This window comes from Microcystis sp. M_QC_C_20170808_M3Col (genome assembly GCF_007095505.1).
Taxonomy (GTDB): domain Bacteria; phylum Cyanobacteriota; class Cyanobacteriia; order Cyanobacteriales; family Microcystaceae; genus Microcystis.
Map to the genome: position 1 here is coordinate 1 of NZ_SFBY01000364.1, position 15,654 is coordinate 15,654.

Genomic DNA, 15,654 nt, shown 5'->3' on the forward strand with positions numbered 1-15,654 from the left:
CTTTCTTGCTTTTCGTACCATGCTTGTGTTCTGAGATGGAGAGCTTTATTGTAAACTAATCTTACACAGCCCAAGGTGCGCCGCAATAGCGACTCTTGTTCTGGTGTGGGGTAAAATCGGTAAGAATAGGCTTTTTCCATGTCTCACATTTAAGCATATATTCCGTAAATGCGCTAGTATTTAACGGTAAAGCCGTCGTAGAACGACGGGGTTTCAGACCCAAATTTTCGATGACTGAAACTGAGTCCGGCTCAAAGTCCCATCTCGGACTCGATGCCAGAGGCGAAATAACTTTTTCTGTTGAGCCAGCAAGTCTCGTCCCAGTTGACGAGATACGCCATTGCGTTCGGAGATTTTAGTAAACTCTCGTTTTAGATGTGCCCAGCACAGTTGTCTTTGAGCTACATCGACCCAATTGTAGGCCTTGTAGCGATCGCTATTGAGAATCCCGCTGAAGTTCTCGCCCAATAAAGATTGGGCAGCTTCAGTGGAGCGAGCCAGCAGAACCTGAAAGAAGCTGACCAAAGGGGTGACGGCTACCCACAGCCAAGCTCTCTTCTGGTGAGGATTTTGCCCATCAGTATTTCCCTGCCCGAACCCCGTCTCGTCGGCTCCGACTATCGGCTGCGACTGCACGTAAGCTTTGGCATCTTCTACTGCCTCCGAAACCGCTGAGGAAGCTTCCTTTCTCAGGCGATTGACAGTCCCCAGAGACATTTTCACTCCAAACAAGTCAGACATAGCACAGACCACCATCCTTACTGAATGACGGTACATCCCACTCAAGACCGAGACGATGGCTACCACTCTCCCTCCGTAGCCGCACTCTTCTACTTCGACCGGGAGGACCGCTCTGGTTTTCTCACCGCAAGGATGGCAAGTTAGTTGGTGTAGGCGATGCTCTTCGATGTGCAGTTGGATGGGGGGGAGCTCTACTACTTGATGGCGATAGGGGTTGGGGTCAAATCCTGTGAGTTTCTCTCCACAACAAGTGCAAGTCTGGGGATAGTAGTCGGTGCGGAGCGCACACTCTTCCACTGGATACAGGGGACGGCTATGACCGGCGTGTCCTGGTTGCCCACCTCGCTTTTTCTGGGTTTTCTTTTTTTTCTTGGTGTTCTCGACGTTGGGAGAGTCTGAGGCAGGAGAGCTATGGGAGTTCTGTGAGTTTCGATTGACTTTCTCTTCTAGCCAGCCCCTCTTTTGAGTCTTGTAATTCTTTGAGGTGTTGCTCTAGTTGCTCTATCTTCAAGCCTAACTGCACTACTAGCTGTCTGACACTGAGTGGGGTCTTTACCCAATCCTCTGCGTCTATTCCTGACATCTCTGGTAGCTGCTTCTCATCCATGTCTCTCAGATTACCAGATTTCGTCCCCCCCTGAACGGTTACCGAAAATCAAACGATTCTAAGCGTCCTCGAAGATATTGCCCAGAGAGTTGGTGATGATAACTGGCGCTTAAAACAAGAAGGACAATTGAGTTTATTTTAAATTTAGCGTTAACGAACTTTGACGCTCCCAGTAAAACTAAATACCCGATCCCCCTGCCTTCGGCATCCCCCTTAAAAAGGGGGAAAAGGGGGAAAAGGGGGAAAAGGGGGAACTTAAATGGGATAATTCGGTGTGTAATTTTTATGAGCGAGAATTAGTACAAGACTCAAAATAGATGGACTCGCAGCACACTTTGTTCTTTTTGTCAAAAAAACTTTCTCTTTGCAACAAAACTACACAATTAATTGATCAACGGGTTGGCTTTTAAAAGGCTCTTTAACCGCCAGTTATTGCCGTTGCTGAATAGCTGAGTGTAGATTTAGCAAGGGTTTTTAGGATCACCAGACAGCTAAAAACCCAAAAAAGCACAGAAGCACCCATCGTCTCATACTGCGAAATTATACCATAATCGCTGGAAGTATTGCAACCTCGTAAACAAATGAGAATTATTTTTAATAAATTCTTAAGAAAAGATAAATATTGCGAAATGTAAATTTAAATATTCTCAACTATTAACGGCTGTTTGATATAAAAAACTTATAAAAAGTTGTAATTTTTACTGACTGATGACTGATGACTGATGACTGATGACTGATTACTGATGACTGATTACTGATTACTGATCACTGACTGAGGGAAACTTTAAACAGGAGTGACAACTGCTGTTAAAGCCGCCGTAACCGCGTCCATCGGTTGATTACCGTCGATATGGTTAAGAGTCCCTTTTTGGCTGTAATAATCTAAAACGGGGGCAGTTTGGTCGATATAAACCTGTAGGCGACGGGAGATCGTTTCTTTAGTATCATCTTGACGACCGCGTTGCATGAGACGCTCAATTAAGACCGTATCTGGTACAGCCAAATTAACCACATAGGTGTAACTATCGGCCAATTCTTCCAGTAATGCGTCTAAAAAGCTCGCCTGTGTCACCGTGCGGGGAAAACCGTCAAGAATCCAACCCTTAGCACTGTCAGGCTGTTTTAAACGTTCCTGAATTAAACCTAATAACAATTCATCGGGTACTAATTCTCCCTTTTCCACATAAGCTTGTGCTTGCTGACCAAGTTCTGTCTTCTCTGTAATTGCTTGACGTAAAATTTCACCGGTAGAAATATGGGGAATCGTCAGAGATTCCGCTAATTTTGCCGCTTGGGTTCCTTTTCCCGATCCGGGCGGTCCCAAAAATATCACACCGATCCGTTTGCTCATGGATTAAATATAGGGTTTTAAGGGAAAAAATAACCAGTAACCGCTAAAAGGTCACTGGTTAACTATCTAACTACTGTTTAATCATGTCCTCATAGCGTTGAGACATGACATAGGTTTGAATTTGTTTGGCGGTATCGATCGCCACCCCCACCAGAATTAACAGGGAAGTTGCCCCCAAACCGCGAAAAGTGGTGACACCGGTGGCGCTTTCTACTACAGTCGGCACAGTAGCCACCAAACTTAAAAAGAGAGCGCCCAAAAGGGTGAGACGATTCAGCACCCCTTCCAGATAATTAGTAGTAGCGGTTCCCGGTCGAATCCCCGGAATACTGGCCCCCATTTTTTTCAGGTTTTGGGACATATCTTTGGGGTTAACGATCAGGGAAGCGTAGAAGAAACTAAAACCGAGAATTAGTAAGCTATAAAAAGCCACATAACCCCAACTATCGGGACGCAGGGCATTAACCAACTGGACTAAAACCTGACCAACCGGGTTATCCGTGGGTAAAGCTTGCACCAATTGGAAAGGTAACACCAACACTGCCGAGGCGAAAATAATCGGCATCACGCCCCCTTGATTGAGTCGTAGGGGTAGATAACTGGTTCTTTCCCGATAGAGACGACGACCGACCTGACGACGGGCAGAAACAATCGGAATCCGACGGGTTCCTTCCTGAACAAAAACAATGCCGATAATCATCACCAAGAAAACCAGCAAGAGAATCACCACTTGAGCGATCGCTTGTCGTCCACCCTGTTGAGCAAAAGTAATCGTATCACCGAGGGTTTTCGGTAAAACAGCGACAATATTCACAAAAATCAGCAAAGATGCTCCATTTCCCAGACCGCGTTCCGTAATCAGTTCCGAAATCCACATCACGAACATAGAACCGGCCACTAAAGCGAGAACCGTAGCAGCGATCGAGGGTAAAGTTCCGGCCACAACGCCGTTAGCCACCAATAAACCGAGAGTAATGCCGATACTTTGAATAATTGCCCAAAAAAAGGCAATATAACGGGTAATTTGGGCAATTTTTCGCCGTCCTGCTTCTCCTTCATTTTTCTGTAAATCTTCCAAAGAAGGAAGGGCAGCGGTGAGCAGTTGCACGATAATTGAGGCGTTGATATAGGGAAGAATGCCGAGGGCAAAAATCCCTAACGTCGATAATCCTCCCCCGGTAAACAGGTCAAGGATTCCCAACGCGGCGTTACTTTGAATAATTTCTGCTAATCTTGCCCGATCCAAACCGGGTATCGGTACAAACATCCCAAAACGGAGCAGAATCAGTAAACCCAATGTAACCAACAAGCGACCGCGTAAACCGGCCGCCTGTGCCATTTGCATAAACGTTTCCTGTGCCGTGGGAGCCTTATCACGACTGACGACCATTAACAGTTACCTCTAGTGCAGTTTTTTTATGGGAAAAAGTAATCGAGGGGGAAAACTTTCTCGATTTTTTTAAGATTTCCCCTGTCTTTCTTATGATATAGCAATCAGGTCTTGGGGATTGGGTGTTAGGGTGTGGGGTGTGGGGTGTAGGGTGTGGGGGGGTCACTGCGTGCGCGTTGCGGGGGAAGAATAAATAAAAATAATCTTCTGTCTCCCGTCTCCTGAATACTGTCTCCTGTCTCCCTTCTCCTGTCTCCCGTCTCCCGTCTCCTGTCTTCTCCAAGACTCCTGGGAAATTTATATTTCTTCCCAAGTCCCTTGAACGGCGGTAATTTTCTCTTTGGCACTATTGCTAAAAGCGGCGGCCTTCACCTTGAGGGGAACGGTAATTTCACCATCACCTAAAACTTTTAAAGGGCCGTCGTTGCTGGTGAGAATTTTAGCTTTTAGGAGACTTTCCAGGGTGACTTCCGTATTAGCGGGTAAAGAAGCTAATTTTCTCAGATTAACGATTGTGTATTGACGGGGGTTAACCAAAGGAAAATGCTTTAATTTGGGAACCCGACGATAGAGGGGCATTTGTCCCCCCTCAAAACCGGGACGAGTCCCCGTCCCGGAGCGAGATTTTTGTCCGCGCATTCCCAGACCGCAGCTAGCGCCCTGGCCGGCCGAGATACCCCGTCCCACACGACGACGGCGTTTAGTGGACCCCGGTTGGGGGGCGATTTCGTGGAGTTTCATGGTGATTTCTTTAAGTGTACAAATGTTCTACAGATACGCCTCGATCCTTGGCCACTTCCGAGAAAGTGCGGAGAGTTTCCAGGGCGTTAACGGCGGCTCTAGCGTTATTGAGGGGGTTATCGCTACCGAGTTGTTTAGCGAGGATATTTTTCACCCCGGCTAATTCTAAAACGGTACGGACAGCACCCCCAGCAATAACCCCAGTCCCCGGAGCAGCCGGACGCATGAGCACCTGAGCGCCACCGGAAGCACCCCGGGTAAGGTGAGTGATAGAACTAGCCTTAGTTAAGGAGACTTCAATTAGTTGTTTTTTGCCATCGGCCACGCCTTTACGGACGGCCCCGATAACATCCCCTGCTTTGCCGACTCCCACTCCCACCTGGCCGTTTTCATTACCGACCACGACGATAGCCCGGAAGCTGAGTTTTTTACCACCCTTAACCACTTTACTAACCCGGCGGATCTGGATGACCCGCTCTTGCCAAGTGGTTTCTTTTTCTTTTTCGCGGTTGCCTTTGCGACGTTTTGCCATAGTTTTATCAGTGTTGAAAGGATATTTTAGAAGTTTAAGCCGGCTGACCGAGCCGCTTCTGCTAAGGCTTTGACGCGACCGTGATAGAGATTGCCACCGCGATCAAAAACCACTTGTTCAATGCCTTTGTCTAGGGCCCGTTGGGCCACCAGTTTACCCACGGCAGCCGAGGCTTCTTGGGTAGCGGTGGATTCTAATTCCCCCCGCAAGGTTGCCTCTAGGGTAGAAGCGGCAGCGAGGGTATGTTGGGCCACGTCGTCGATAATTTGGGCGTAGATGTGGTTATTAGAACGAAATACGGATAAACGCGGCCGTTCAGCAGTGCCATTAATTTTGCGACGCACACGCTGGTGACGACGACGGACTGATTCTTTGCGACTAAGTTTCATGGTTTATTTTTTACCTCCTTTACCGCCTTTAGCGCCTTTACCGCCAGCTTTACCAACTTTGCGACGGACAACTTCACCAAGATAGCGAATCCCTTTACCTTTATAAGGTTCGGGGGGACGAACTTCGCGGATTTTAGCGGCAATGTTACCGACGGCTTCTTTGTCGATGCCACTGACGATAACTTGGGTGTTGTTTTCTACAGCGACGGAAACACCATCGGGCATCTCCATTTCCACGGGTTTACTGTAACCAACATTCAGAACCAATTTACCACCCTGCGCCTGGGCGCGGTAGCCCACCCCTTGGATATCGAGGCGTTTTTGAAAGCCGGTAGCGACTCCTTCCACCATGTTGGCTACTAGAGTTCTACAGAGTCCGTGGCGTTCTCTGGCGGTACGGGAATCGTCTTGACGGCTAACGAGCAGGGTTTCGCCATCTTTATTGATGGTGACGGCGGTGGGTAGGGTTCTCTGGAGAGTTCCTTTGGGCCCTTTCACCGTCACGGTAGCACCATCGATATCGACGGTGACTTTATTGGGAATAGGAATCGGGCGTTTGCCAATACGAGACATAACAGTTATCAGTTATCAGTTATCAGTTATCACCGGAAGAGTTATCAGTGGGTCAGCTATCAGGTTGAAACTTGGAAAGGCTGACGGCTGATAGCTTATCCTTGTTTACCAGATGTAGCAAAGGACTTCGCCGCCAACGTTTTGTTTACGGGCTTCGCGATCGGTCATAATGCCTTTAGAGGTGGAAACAATGGCGATGCCAATACCACCGAGGACGCGCGGTAAGTCTTTACTGTTGGAATAAACTCGCAAGCCCGGTTTACTGACTCTGGTGAGGGTAGTAATGATCGGTTGACGGTTTTTGCCTTTATATTTGAGGGAAAGAACTAATTGAGATTTAATCCCCTCACCCACTTCCTCAAAGTCAGCAATAAAGCCTTCGTCCTTGAGAACTTGAGCAATACTGCGCGTCATCCGCGTGGTGGGGATTTGAGTAGTGGTCTGCCGAACCGCGCAAGCGTTACGGATGCGGGTCAGCATATCCGAGATGGTATCGTTAGCAGACATGAATTACCTGTTTTTCTCCTAAATTGGGATCAACATCAATGGTCAGTTATCAGTTATCAGTCATCAGTGATCAGTTATCAGTCATCAGTGATCAGATTTGAGTATTAAGTGAGTAGTATTAAATAGCAGTTTCCTGCTGTCTTTTCACTGAATCACTGTTTACTGTTCACTGTTTACTGATCACTGTTCACTTATTTACCGGTCACTGTTTACTTTTCTCTTGATTGATTTATCTAAAGGGCATTCCCATCTCTTTGAGGAGGGCGCGTCCTTCTTCGTCGGTTTTAGCAGTGGTGATGATTGAGATGTCCATCCCGCGAATTTGATCGATTTTGTCGTATTCAATTTCGGGGAAGATCAACTGTTCACGAATGCCTAAACTGTAGTTACCACGACCATCAAAACTGTTACCGCTGATACCGCGAAAGTCGCGAATACGTGGTAAGGCCAGATTAATTAGACGGTCTAAAAAAGCGTACATTCGATCGCCGCGCAATGTCACCATGACACCCACGGGCATTCCTTCGCGAATTTTGAAGCCAGCGATCGCTTTTTTAGCCCTGGTCACTACCGGTTGTTGTCCGGTGATGGTGGACAGTTCCTCCTTGGAAGACTCCAAAGCTTTGGCATTTTGTGAAGCTTCCCCAAGACCGCGGTTAACAGTAATTTTGATAACTTTAGGTACTTGGTGGATATTGGTATAACCAAATTGTTCTTTCAGTTTCGGAACAATGGTTTCTTGATAGGTGGTTTTTAGTTTTTGGCTCATAGTTTTTCTGCTTGCTTTTCCTGGGCTTGGTCAGGAACTAGAATTGATGGGAAACTAATCAATAATTTCGCCAGTTTTCTTCAGTATCCGCACTTTCCGACCGTCTTCGGTAAAGGTATAACCCACCCGACTGGCGATTTTTTTCTTCTCGGAATAAAGCATCACTTTGGAACTGTGAATCGGTGCTTCGTAGGTAAGGATTTGACCCGATTCTCCTTCCTGTTGGGGTTTAGTATGTTTGGTGCGGATATTAACTCCCTTGACCACCACGGTGCTTTCTTGGGGTAAAGCCCGTAAAATTTCGCCCACTTTGCCCTTATCGGAACCGGCGATTACTTGAACGACATCCCCTTTTTTAACGTGCATTTTTTGCCTTTGGGGTGAGGTTTGACTGTTTTTATTACTCATTTTTTTGACCTCCGATTGCCTTTGTACTTTTGACTTTGATCAGAGAACTTCTGGGGCTAAGGAAACAATTTTGGTGTAGTTTTTATCGCGCAATTCCCGAGCGACCGGACCAAAAACTCGCGTACCTTTGGGATTACCGTCATTATTAATAATCACGGCGGCGTTATCATCAAAACGGATGCTCATGCCACTATCGCGACGGACGGTTTGACGGGTCCGCACGATCACCGCAGTGACCACATCGGATTTTTTCACGGGCATATTGGGGATAGCGTCCTTAACCACGGCGATAATTTTGTCACCGATGCCACCGTAGGTACAGTTACCTGTTCCCAGCACCCGCAGACACATTAGTTTCCGCGCCCCGCTATTGTCAGCGACATTTAAGTAGGTTTGTTGTTGAATCACGGTTTTTACCTAGGTGAAATTTAATTATCGGTTAATATTTCCGCCACTTCCCAACGTTTGGTTTTACTGAGGGGGCGGGTTTCACGAATACGAACTCGATCGCCTTGTTTGGCTTGATTTTCTTCGTCGTGAGCCTTAAATTTCTGGGTTTTCACGACGATTTTGCCGTATTTAGGGTGAGGAGAGCGGTTTTCAATGGCTACCACTACGGTTTTATCCATTTTGTCGCTGACCACTACCCCAACTCTTTCTTTAACTGCCATAGTGGGTTATGCCTCCGGGGTGGACTGGGCTAGTTGGCGCTCCCGTTCTACGGACAATAATTGGCCAAGACGGTGGCGGGTGTGTTTGAATTCGTGGGTTTTTTCCAAGCGGCGGGTGGCCTGCTGCAAACGCAATTCAAACAGTTTCTTTTTGGCAGCGAGGATAGCGTCGGCGATGTCGTCATCGCTCATCTTCCTCACTTCGGCGATTTTCGGTAGAGCCATTAGACAAAATCCTCCTCGCGAGTGATAAATTTGGTCTTAATCGGTAATTTTTGGGCGGCTAGGCGCATTGCTTCCCGGGCCACTGGTTCAGCTACCCCGGCAATCTCAAACATAATGAACCCCGGTTTAACCACGGCCACCCAGAATTCGGGGGAACCTTTCCCGGAACCCATCCGAGTTTCTGCGGCCCGTTGGGTCACGGGTTTATCGGGAAAAACGCGAATCCAGATTTTGCCGCCCCGACGAATATAACGAGTCATTGCCCGTCTGGCCGCTTCGATTTGACGGGAAGTAATCCAACAGGGTTCGGTGGCTTGCAGGGCGAAATCGCCGAAATTAATCGTATTTCCGCCGGTGGCCAGCCCGCGCATCCGTCCGCGCTGTTGTTTGCGGAATTTTGTTCTTTTGGGACTTAACATGAGCTATTTACCACTGATAAATATTAGGGATCAGCCCTCACTAGAGCGATCTTCAAACTGTTGACGGCGACGCTGTTGACGGCGCGGTGCTTGAGCGGGAACGGCGGCGGCAATTTCTTCTTGGCCGGGGATAATTTCGCCCTTAAATATCCAAACTTTCACGCCTAGAATCCCGTAGATGGTGCTGGCGGTTTTATAGGAGTAATCAATATCGGCGCGCAGGGTATGCAGGGGAACTCGTCCTTCCCGCACCCATTCGGTCCGAGCGATTTCCGCCCCGTTGAGACGACCGCTAACTTGAATTTTGATCCCTTTGACTTCGGCCCTCTGCGCCCGTTGGATGGCTTGCCGGACAACACGACGGAAGGAAACCCGTCTTTCTAGTTGTTGGGCGATGTATTCGGCGATCAGGTTGGCATCGGCATCAACGCGAGCCACCTCAATGACGTTAATGCGAATTTGACGCTGGCCACCGAGGGCTTTTTGTAAACCTAGGCGCAGCTGTTCGATTCCCGTGCCACCACGACCGACGACGACCCCGGGGCGAGCGGTGTGGATGGAAATATCTACTTGATCGGCCTTACGTTCGATGCGAATATCGGCGATACCGGCATTAGCAAGGTTTTTTTCGACGTATTCACGAATGCGGCGATCTTCTTGCAGTAGTTCGGGGTAACGTTTCGCGTCGGCATACCAGCAAGATTTATGATCTTTGATAACGCCGAGACGAAAACCGAGGGGATGGATTTTTTGTCCCATTGTGGTTTTTTTAGTTAAGGTGATTAGTCTTCGTTGCTAGGAGCGACGGCGACGGTAATATGACAGGTGGGTTTGCGAATTTGGTAGGCGCGGCCTTGGGCCCGGGGTCGAAAACGTTTTAGGGTCGGTCCGCCATCGGCAAAGGCTTGGCTAACCACCAAAGTGGCGGGATCGAGTCCTTCGTTATGTTCGGCGTTGGCAACGGCGGAACGCAGAACTTTTAGGATCGGATCACAGGCCCGGTAGGGCATAAATTCGAGAATGATTAGGGCTTCCCGATAGGAGCGACCGCGGATCTGATCGAGTACCCGTCTGACTTTCAGGGGTGACATCCGAATATAGCGGGCGCTCGCTTTGACTTCGTTAGAGGTATCGATGGTCATTTCAGTTATCAGTTATCAGTTATCAGTTATCAGTCATCAGTCATCAGTCATCAGCTTTTATTTTTTGAAAATTAGCTAACTTGGTGATTTATGATCACGACTATCTAGCTGACGACTGAGGGAGTAGCGGCTGATTTATTTCCGTCCTGCTTTTTTGTCGCTCTTGGCGTGGCCGCGGAAGGTGCGGGTGGGAGCGAATTCACCGAGTTTATGACCGACCATCTGCTCGGAAACATAGACGGGAACGTGCTGTTTGCCGTTGTGAACGGCGATCGTGTGACCGACCATATCGGGAATGATTGTCGAGGCACGGGACCAAGTTTTAATCACTTGTTTACTGCCCTGTGCGTTGAGTTTTTCGATTTTTTCCATCAGGTGGCCGGCGACAAATGGCCCCTTTTTCAGTGAACGACCCATAATTTTCAGTCAAAAGTAAAGTAATAATTTCTAACCCTGGGTACGACGGCGCACGATGAGATCGCTACTGCGTTTTTTCTTGTTGCGAGTTTTGCGACCGAGGGCGGGTTTACCCCAGGGAGTCATCGGGCCGGAACGTCCGATCGGAGCGCGACCCTCTCCACCTCCGTGCGGGTGATCGACTGGGTTCATGACGCTACCCCGAACATGAGGTCGTTGACCGCGGTGACGGGTACGACCGGCTTTACCGAGACTGATATTTCTCGCTTCGGCGTTACCGACTTTTCCGATGGTGGCGTAGCATTCACGCCGGATCATGCGGACTTCTTTGGAGGGGAGGCGGATGGTAACGTAATCGCCTTCTTTCGCTACCACTTGGGCGAAACCACCGGCAGCCCGCACCATTTGACCACCGCGACCGGGGACGAGTTCGATGTTATGAACTTCTGTCCCTAGGGGGATGCGACTTAAGGGTAGGGCGTTACCGACCTCGAAGGGAGCGTTTTCTCCGGCGATGACGGTATCACCAACGCCTAAACCGGCGGGGGCGATGATGTAGCGTTTTTCCCCGTCTTTGTAGAAAAGCAGGGCAATGCGGGCGTTACGGTTAGGATCGTACTCGATCGCCGCTACTGTGGCTGGAATATCCCGTTTATCGCGACGAAAATCGATAATCCGGTAGAGGCGTTTATGGCCGCCGCCCCGGTGACGACTGGTAACGACACCGCGATTATTACGCCCCTGTTTACTGTGTTTGTGATGAGTTAGGGACTTTTCTGGTTCGGTTTTGGTGATCTCTTTAAAGTCGGAGATCGCCGCCTGCCTTGTCCCGGGGGTTAAGGGTCTAAAAGAACGAATACCCATAGTTTAGTTTTCCGTTATCGGGTTTCTTGGTTTTTATACGTCGGGATAGAGGGTGATCGAGTCGCCGGCTGCGAGGGTCACGATCGCGCGTTTGTATTGGGGTTTGTAACCGAGGAAACGGCCGACGCGTTTTTTCTGACGAGAGGGGCGGCTGGTGTTCACTTTCGTTACTTTCACGTCAAACAGCAGTTCGATCGCCGCTTGAATTTCTGGCTTGGTCGCTTTCAAGGCGACATCGAAGACGTATTTATTTTGTTCTAGGAGTAGGGTGGCTTTCTCGGTCACGATCGGCTTTAGGATCAGATCGGCGAGTTGTCTGGCTTCAATTTTAAGCACCATAGACCTCCTCAATTTTAGCTAGGGCTGCGGCGGTGGCGATAACTCGATCGGCTAGGAGGACATCATAGACGTTGAGACTATCGGCGCGAATAATTTTGAGATTGCAGATATTACGTCCCGATAAATAGACATTTTCGGGAATTTCCGTCAGAATCAGCAGAATTTTTTCCTCTGGACTGGCTCCCCAGCGACTTAAGGCAGCGGTGAGTTCTTTGGTTTTGGGTTGGGAGAATTGTTCAGCGAAGCTTTCAACCACGATAAAGTTATCAGCTTGGCCGATCAAAGCGGTTCTCAGGGCTAATCTTTTCTCTTTGCGATTGACCTTAACTTCAAAATCTCTGGGTTTCGGTCCGAAGATGACACCGCCACCACGCCAGAGGGGAGAACGGATCGAACCGGCCCGGGCCCGACCGGTGCCTTTTTGCCGCCAGGGTTTGCGACCACCGCCGCGCACTTCCGAGCGGGTTTTGCTCGAGGCGTTACCTTGGCGGGCCGCCGCTAGATGGCTGACGACGACGCGGTGAATTAGGTGTTTGGCGGTTTCGGGTTTAGCGGTTTTCAGTTCCAGGGTGCCTGTTCCTGCTTCTTCCCCTTGCCAATTTTTGACTGTGTAGTTAACCATGGCTTTAATCTTTCCTTGCCCTATTTACCAAATTTCTTGGCGGGGGTGATGTTTAACAGGGTTCCTGGTTTGCCCGGGACGGCTCCTTTGATCAGGATCAGGTTGCGTTCGCTATCGATTTTGACCACGGACAATTTGCGGATGGTAACTTGGGTTGCTCCGTATTGTCCAGCCATTCTCTTACCCGGGAAGACGCGACCGGGGGTAGTACCGGCACCGGTGGAACCGGGGAGACGGTGGTTTTTGGAACCGTGGGTCATGTTACCGCGCTTGAAGTTATGGCGTTTTTGATAGCCGGAGAACCCCCGTCCGATGGTGGTTCCAGCCACATCGACCAAATCGCCTTCTTGGAAGATAGCGGCGGTAATTTCTTGGCCTAAAGTGTAAGCGGATGCGTCCTCGAGGCGGTATTCGATTAAATGCCGCAGGGGGGAGACACCGGCTTTGGCTAAATGACCGAGCAGCGGTTTGTTGAGGGCTTTTTCTTTGACGGTTTTGTATCCCACTTGGATGGATTCATAACCGTCGGTTTTTTTAGTTTTTACTTGGGTGACGGGACACGGACCTGCTTGAACGACGGTGACGGGAATGGCGACTCCCGTTTTGTTGTCGAAGATTTGGGTCATGCCCAGTTTTGTACCGAGGATACCGATAGACACGGATTGTTCTCTTTATCTTTACTAGACGACAATCAAAAATAACGTGGCCGTGGCTATAGGAGCGGGAAAGATTTTTCCCACTTTATCAGCCTGCCCAACTTGAATGACTTTTTTCGAGTTATTTAAGCTGGCATCCCGTTAAATTCGTAAGTAAGACTAGACAGGGTTGCTGGTTCTGCCTAGATTGTTGCTGGTCTTTGTTTCTTGGGGACTTAAAGGGTTTATCTTCAGTATCCCGGCGAAGACCGAGCGACCAAGGCGGTTCTGCTCGGCAGTGCCTTCAGCACCACCTAACACCGATTTTGGCCACGATCAAACATTATATAATATTTGTGACTTTTTAGGCAAGAGGTTTTTTTAGTCACCGGCAATGATCATATCTAGTCTGGCTGAAGGAAGGGGTGACAACGAGGTTGAAGTCTAGGCTGGGTGCAGGGTCTAGGCTGTGGGGTTTTGGGAAAATCTCCTCCCTGTAACCCTTCAAATTGATTAACTTAATTCTCTCGTCTTCATTTCGGGGAAAGTCTCAAGGTTTTTCCCTACCCCCCACACCCTGTTTCACTTTCAATCTGCTTGTCACCCCCTTCAGGTTTCTGGTACTTTTTTAGCCCAAAAATTCGCAAAACTCTTTTATAGCAAGGCTTAAACTGATATTCAGCAGCTCGCAATTATAGCATTTATCTTAATGGTGAGGTGCAAAGTTTTCCTTTTGGGGAATCGGTCGTTAATACTAAATTAGGTTACACTTTTATATTATAGGAAACGGTGTGAATGGGGGGGATGACAGCATTGTACTATCATCCCTTGTCTGGGGGTTAAATTGCTTCGAGATTTTTTTCTCCGGTACGGATGCGGACGATCTGTTCCACGGGGGAGACGAAGATTTTACCGTCTCCGATTTCACCAGTACGCGCCGCCGAAATCAGCTTATCGACGACCATATCGACCTGCTTATCTTCGACGACGATCTCGATCTTGAGTTTTTGGAGAAATTCGACGGTATACTCGGAACCGCGATAACGTTCCGATTGACCTTTCTGACGACCGAAACCTCTAACTTCGGAGACGGTCATCCCGACAATGCCCGCGTTAACTAGGGCGATTTTCACCTCTTCGAGTTTAAAGGGTCGGATAATCGCTTCTACTTTCTTCAAAATATCTATCTCCTCGTTGCGTGACGATACTTTACTTTCTTGGTAAATTACCTGTTAATTCTAAACTCGGAATCCCAAGAATAGTGCTTAAAGTCATAATTTCTTCAATTATTGTACTTGGCCACAGTCTTCTGCGGTGAAAAATCTCCAGGTGGGAAATAGCCCACCCGAAGTCATAAATAAACCAACTAGAGAGATAATCCCAACTGAAGACCGAAAACACCGTGAACTAGCAGTAAAATCAGGGCAATACTGCCGATATAGGCGTGAATAGTCCGGAAAAGTTCTTTTTTCCCGCCAGCGAAGCCAGTGAGGGACAATAATCCATTGAAAGCTAATAAACCGATCGCGACCGATCCTGTCCAGAAATGGCTGCTTTCGAGGATTGGATGTTTCTGCATGACTAGGGATAAAATACCGCCAGTGTAACCGAGAGCGATAAATAAAAACAGCCAGGGGGCGAGTTTGCGGTGATCAGCCCGATTGTTGGCCACTACTTCCCCATCTTTGCTTAAACGGCTTTGCCAACCGGCATAGGCAGTATAACTACCCATAACTAAAACCACGATCCCCATCATGACTGGATGTCCCCAATGAACGATCGGTTCGGGAGTTCCGAGACCGCGAAAGGCAGCGGCGATCGGCTCTAGCGCATCACTTAAACTTTGATTCATCGAAAATTTTGGGTCTGAAACCCCGTCGTTCTACGACGGCTTTACTGTTAAATACTAGCGCATTTACACGATATATGCTAGAATGTAAGACATGGAGAAAGCCTATTGGTTTCGATTTTACCCCACACCCGAACAAGAGTCGCTATTGCGGCGCACTTTGGGCTGTGTAAGATTGGTTTACAATAAGGCACTCCATCTCAGAACACAAGCATGGTACGAAAGACAAGAAAGAGTAGGATATGCTCAAACTTCTTCGATGCTAACCGATTGGAAAAAGCAAGAAGAATTAGACTTTTTAAACGAAGTTAGTTGTGTACCTTTACCACAAGGGTTAAGACACCTACAAACAGCTTTCACTAACTTCTTTGCTGGTCGTACTAAGTATCCTAACTTTAAGAAAAAACATCAAGGAGGAAGTGCCGAATTTACCAAATCTGCTTTTAAATTTAAAGACAAACAA

The 15,654-nt window shown here is 48.3% G+C and carries 24 protein-coding genes and 1 pseudogene; 1 reads left to right on the top strand and 24 read right to left on the bottom strand.

Annotated elements, in window-relative coordinates; translation table 11 throughout:
• The 24 genes and pseudogenes from EWV84_RS16620 to EWV84_RS16735 all read right to left on the bottom strand — a co-directional run.
• On the bottom strand, nt 1–140 hold a 140-nt coding region (locus tag EWV84_RS16620; protein WP_287078908.1), incomplete at its 3' end, for a helix-turn-helix domain-containing protein.
• A gap of 73 nt (nt 141–213) precedes the next feature.
• A pseudogene (tnpC, locus tag EWV84_RS16625) lies at nt 214–1,179 on the bottom strand (IS66 family transposase); the annotation flags it as partial.
• Nucleotides 1,180–2,132: 953 nt separating this feature from the next.
• A complete protein-coding gene (locus EWV84_RS16630; protein ID WP_287078895.1) occupies nt 2,133–2,699 on the bottom strand; it encodes an adenylate kinase in 567 nt (188 codons plus the stop codon).
• 70 nt (nt 2,700–2,769) lie between these two features.
• Complete coding sequence (secY, locus tag EWV84_RS16635; RefSeq protein ID WP_287078896.1) at nt 2,770–4,089, bottom strand: preprotein translocase subunit SecY; 1,320 nt, start codon at nt 4,087–4,089, stop codon at nt 2,770–2,772.
• Between the two features lie 297 nt (nt 4,090–4,386).
• Nucleotides 4,387–4,830, bottom strand: coding sequence for a 50S ribosomal protein L15 (gene rplO / locus EWV84_RS16640; RefSeq protein WP_287078897.1), 444 nt, complete (start codon nt 4,828–4,830; stop codon nt 4,387–4,389).
• A gap of 10 nt (nt 4,831–4,840) precedes the next feature.
• Nucleotides 4,841–5,362 carry a 30S ribosomal protein S5 gene (rpsE, locus tag EWV84_RS16645; RefSeq protein WP_002757584.1) on the bottom strand — a complete coding sequence of 174 codons (522 nt, stop codon included), beginning with the start codon at nt 5,360–5,362 and terminating at the stop codon, nt 4,841–4,843.
• Nucleotides 5,363–5,388: 26 nt separating this feature from the next.
• Nucleotides 5,389–5,751: a 50S ribosomal protein L18 gene (gene rplR, locus EWV84_RS16650; protein WP_002753900.1), complete on the bottom strand. Its 363-nt coding sequence runs from the start codon at nt 5,749–5,751 to the stop codon at nt 5,389–5,391.
• A gap of 3 nt (nt 5,752–5,754) precedes the next feature.
• On the bottom strand, nt 5,755–6,324 hold the full coding sequence (gene rplF, locus EWV84_RS16655) for a 50S ribosomal protein L6 (protein ID WP_287078898.1): 570 nt from the start codon (nt 6,322–6,324) through the stop codon (nt 5,755–5,757).
• Between the two features lie 105 nt (nt 6,325–6,429).
• Nucleotides 6,430–6,831 (bottom strand): 30S ribosomal protein S8, encoded by a 402-nt coding sequence (gene rpsH, locus EWV84_RS16660; RefSeq protein ID WP_002734721.1) that lies wholly within the window; start codon nt 6,829–6,831, stop codon nt 6,430–6,432.
• Nucleotides 6,832–7,060: 229 nt separating this feature from the next.
• Nucleotides 7,061–7,600, bottom strand: coding sequence for a 50S ribosomal protein L5 (rplE, locus tag EWV84_RS16665; RefSeq protein WP_002801925.1), 540 nt, complete (start codon nt 7,598–7,600; stop codon nt 7,061–7,063).
• Between the two features lie 54 nt (nt 7,601–7,654).
• Nucleotides 7,655–8,008 (bottom strand): 50S ribosomal protein L24, encoded by a 354-nt coding sequence (gene rplX / locus EWV84_RS16670; RefSeq protein WP_287078899.1) that lies wholly within the window; start codon nt 8,006–8,008, stop codon nt 7,655–7,657.
• A 39-nt stretch (nt 8,009–8,047) separates the two neighbouring features.
• Nucleotides 8,048–8,416: a 50S ribosomal protein L14 gene (gene rplN, locus EWV84_RS16675; protein WP_002732358.1), complete on the bottom strand. Its 369-nt coding sequence runs from the start codon at nt 8,414–8,416 to the stop codon at nt 8,048–8,050.
• A 20-nt stretch (nt 8,417–8,436) separates the two neighbouring features.
• A complete protein-coding gene (gene rpsQ, locus EWV84_RS16680; RefSeq protein ID WP_286825774.1) occupies nt 8,437–8,679 on the bottom strand; it encodes a 30S ribosomal protein S17 in 243 nt (80 codons plus the stop codon).
• Between the two features lie 6 nt (nt 8,680–8,685).
• The gene (rpmC, locus tag EWV84_RS16685; RefSeq protein WP_287078900.1) at nt 8,686–8,904 is read right to left on the bottom strand and encodes a 50S ribosomal protein L29; all 219 of its coding nucleotides are present in this window, start codon (nt 8,902–8,904) and stop codon (nt 8,686–8,688) included.
• The gene (gene rplP / locus EWV84_RS16690; RefSeq protein ID WP_002734310.1) at nt 8,904–9,323 is read right to left on the bottom strand and encodes a 50S ribosomal protein L16; all 420 of its coding nucleotides are present in this window, start codon (nt 9,321–9,323) and stop codon (nt 8,904–8,906) included. Before rplP ends, rpmC begins: the two co-directional genes overlap by 1 nt.
• A gap of 30 nt (nt 9,324–9,353) precedes the next feature.
• A complete protein-coding gene (rpsC, locus tag EWV84_RS16695) occupies nt 9,354–10,082 on the bottom strand; it encodes a 30S ribosomal protein S3 (RefSeq protein ID WP_061432468.1) in 729 nt (242 codons plus the stop codon).
• A gap of 23 nt (nt 10,083–10,105) precedes the next feature.
• On the bottom strand, nt 10,106–10,465 hold the full coding sequence (gene rplV, locus EWV84_RS16700) for a 50S ribosomal protein L22 (protein WP_287078902.1): 360 nt from the start codon (nt 10,463–10,465) through the stop codon (nt 10,106–10,108).
• A 135-nt stretch (nt 10,466–10,600) separates the two neighbouring features.
• Entirely contained in the window at nt 10,601–10,882 is a 282-nt protein-coding gene (gene rpsS, locus EWV84_RS16705; RefSeq protein ID WP_002753908.1) for a 30S ribosomal protein S19, read from the bottom strand.
• A gap of 30 nt (nt 10,883–10,912) precedes the next feature.
• On the bottom strand, nt 10,913–11,746 hold the full coding sequence (gene rplB / locus EWV84_RS16710) for a 50S ribosomal protein L2 (protein WP_190721170.1): 834 nt from the start codon (nt 11,744–11,746) through the stop codon (nt 10,913–10,915).
• A 33-nt stretch (nt 11,747–11,779) separates the two neighbouring features.
• Nucleotides 11,780–12,085, bottom strand: coding sequence for a 50S ribosomal protein L23 (locus EWV84_RS16715; protein WP_287078904.1), 306 nt, complete (start codon nt 12,083–12,085; stop codon nt 11,780–11,782).
• Complete coding sequence (gene rplD / locus EWV84_RS16720; RefSeq protein WP_286825777.1) at nt 12,075–12,707, bottom strand: 50S ribosomal protein L4; 633 nt, start codon at nt 12,705–12,707, stop codon at nt 12,075–12,077. Before rplD ends, EWV84_RS16715 begins: the two co-directional genes overlap by 11 nt.
• Before the next feature lie 20 nt (nt 12,708–12,727).
• Nucleotides 12,728–13,366 (bottom strand): 50S ribosomal protein L3, encoded by a 639-nt coding sequence (gene rplC, locus EWV84_RS16725; RefSeq protein WP_002734589.1) that lies wholly within the window; start codon nt 13,364–13,366, stop codon nt 12,728–12,730.
• An 815-nt stretch (nt 13,367–14,181) separates the two neighbouring features.
• Nucleotides 14,182–14,520 (bottom strand): P-II family nitrogen regulator, encoded by a 339-nt coding sequence (locus tag EWV84_RS16730; protein ID WP_287078905.1) that lies wholly within the window; start codon nt 14,518–14,520, stop codon nt 14,182–14,184.
• A gap of 188 nt (nt 14,521–14,708) precedes the next feature.
• On the bottom strand, nt 14,709–15,194 hold the full coding sequence (locus EWV84_RS16735) for a DUF4079 domain-containing protein (protein ID WP_287078906.1): 486 nt from the start codon (nt 15,192–15,194) through the stop codon (nt 14,709–14,711).
• A 91-nt stretch (nt 15,195–15,285) separates the two neighbouring features.
• Here EWV84_RS16735 and EWV84_RS16740 point away from each other — a divergent pair.
• The coding region (locus EWV84_RS16740; RefSeq protein WP_287078907.1) for an RNA-guided endonuclease InsQ/TnpB family protein at nt 15,286–15,654 on the top strand (369 nt) is incomplete at its 3' end.

Bases quoted from the DNA above. Each gene is read 5' to 3' on its own strand.
- EWV84_RS16630 (WP_287078895.1), bottom strand. From the start codon at position 2,699: ATGAGCAAACGGATCGGTGTGATATTTTTGGGACCGCCCGGATCGGGA.
- secY (WP_287078896.1), bottom strand. From the start codon at position 4,089: ATGGTCGTCAGTCGTGATAAGGCTCCCACGGCACAGGAAACGTTTATG.
- rplO (WP_287078897.1), bottom strand. From the start codon at position 4,830: ATGAAACTCCACGAAATCGCCCCCCAACCGGGGTCCACTAAACGCCGT.
- rpsE (WP_002757584.1), bottom strand. From the start codon at position 5,362: ATGGCAAAACGTCGCAAAGGCAACCGCGAAAAAGAAAAAGAAACCACT.
- rplR (WP_002753900.1), bottom strand. From the start codon at position 5,751: ATGAAACTTAGTCGCAAAGAATCAGTCCGTCGTCGTCACCAGCGTGTG.
- rplF (WP_287078898.1), bottom strand. From the start codon at position 6,324: ATGTCTCGTATTGGCAAACGCCCGATTCCTATTCCCAATAAAGTCACC.
- rpsH (WP_002734721.1), bottom strand. From the start codon at position 6,831: ATGTCTGCTAACGATACCATCTCGGATATGCTGACCCGCATCCGTAAC.
- rplE (WP_002801925.1), bottom strand. From the start codon at position 7,600: ATGAGCCAAAAACTAAAAACCACCTATCAAGAAACCATTGTTCCGAAA.
- rplX (WP_287078899.1), bottom strand. From the start codon at position 8,008: ATGAGTAATAAAAACAGTCAAACCTCACCCCAAAGGCAAAAAATGCAC.
- rpsQ (WP_286825774.1), bottom strand. From the start codon at position 8,679: ATGGCAGTTAAAGAAAGAGTTGGGGTAGTGGTCAGCGACAAAATGGAT.
- rpmC (WP_287078900.1), bottom strand. From the start codon at position 8,904: ATGGCTCTACCGAAAATCGCCGAAGTGAGGAAGATGAGCGATGACGAC.
- rplP (WP_002734310.1), bottom strand. From the start codon at position 9,323: ATGTTAAGTCCCAAAAGAACAAAATTCCGCAAACAACAGCGCGGACGG.
- rpsC (WP_061432468.1), bottom strand. From the start codon at position 10,082: ATGGGACAAAAAATCCATCCCCTCGGTTTTCGTCTCGGCGTTATCAAA.
- rplV (WP_287078902.1), bottom strand. From the start codon at position 10,465: ATGACCATCGATACCTCTAACGAAGTCAAAGCGAGCGCCCGCTATATT.
- rpsS (WP_002753908.1), bottom strand. From the start codon at position 10,882: ATGGGTCGTTCACTGAAAAAGGGGCCATTTGTCGCCGGCCACCTGATG.
- rplB (WP_190721170.1), bottom strand. From the start codon at position 11,746: ATGGGTATTCGTTCTTTTAGACCCTTAACCCCCGGGACAAGGCAGGCG.
- EWV84_RS16715 (WP_287078904.1), bottom strand. From the start codon at position 12,085: ATGGTGCTTAAAATTGAAGCCAGACAACTCGCCGATCTGATCCTAAAG.
- rplD (WP_286825777.1), bottom strand. From the start codon at position 12,707: ATGGTTAACTACACAGTCAAAAATTGGCAAGGGGAAGAAGCAGGAACA.
- EWV84_RS16735 (WP_287078906.1), bottom strand. From the start codon at position 15,194: ATGAATCAAAGTTTAAGTGATGCGCTAGAGCCGATCGCCGCTGCCTTT.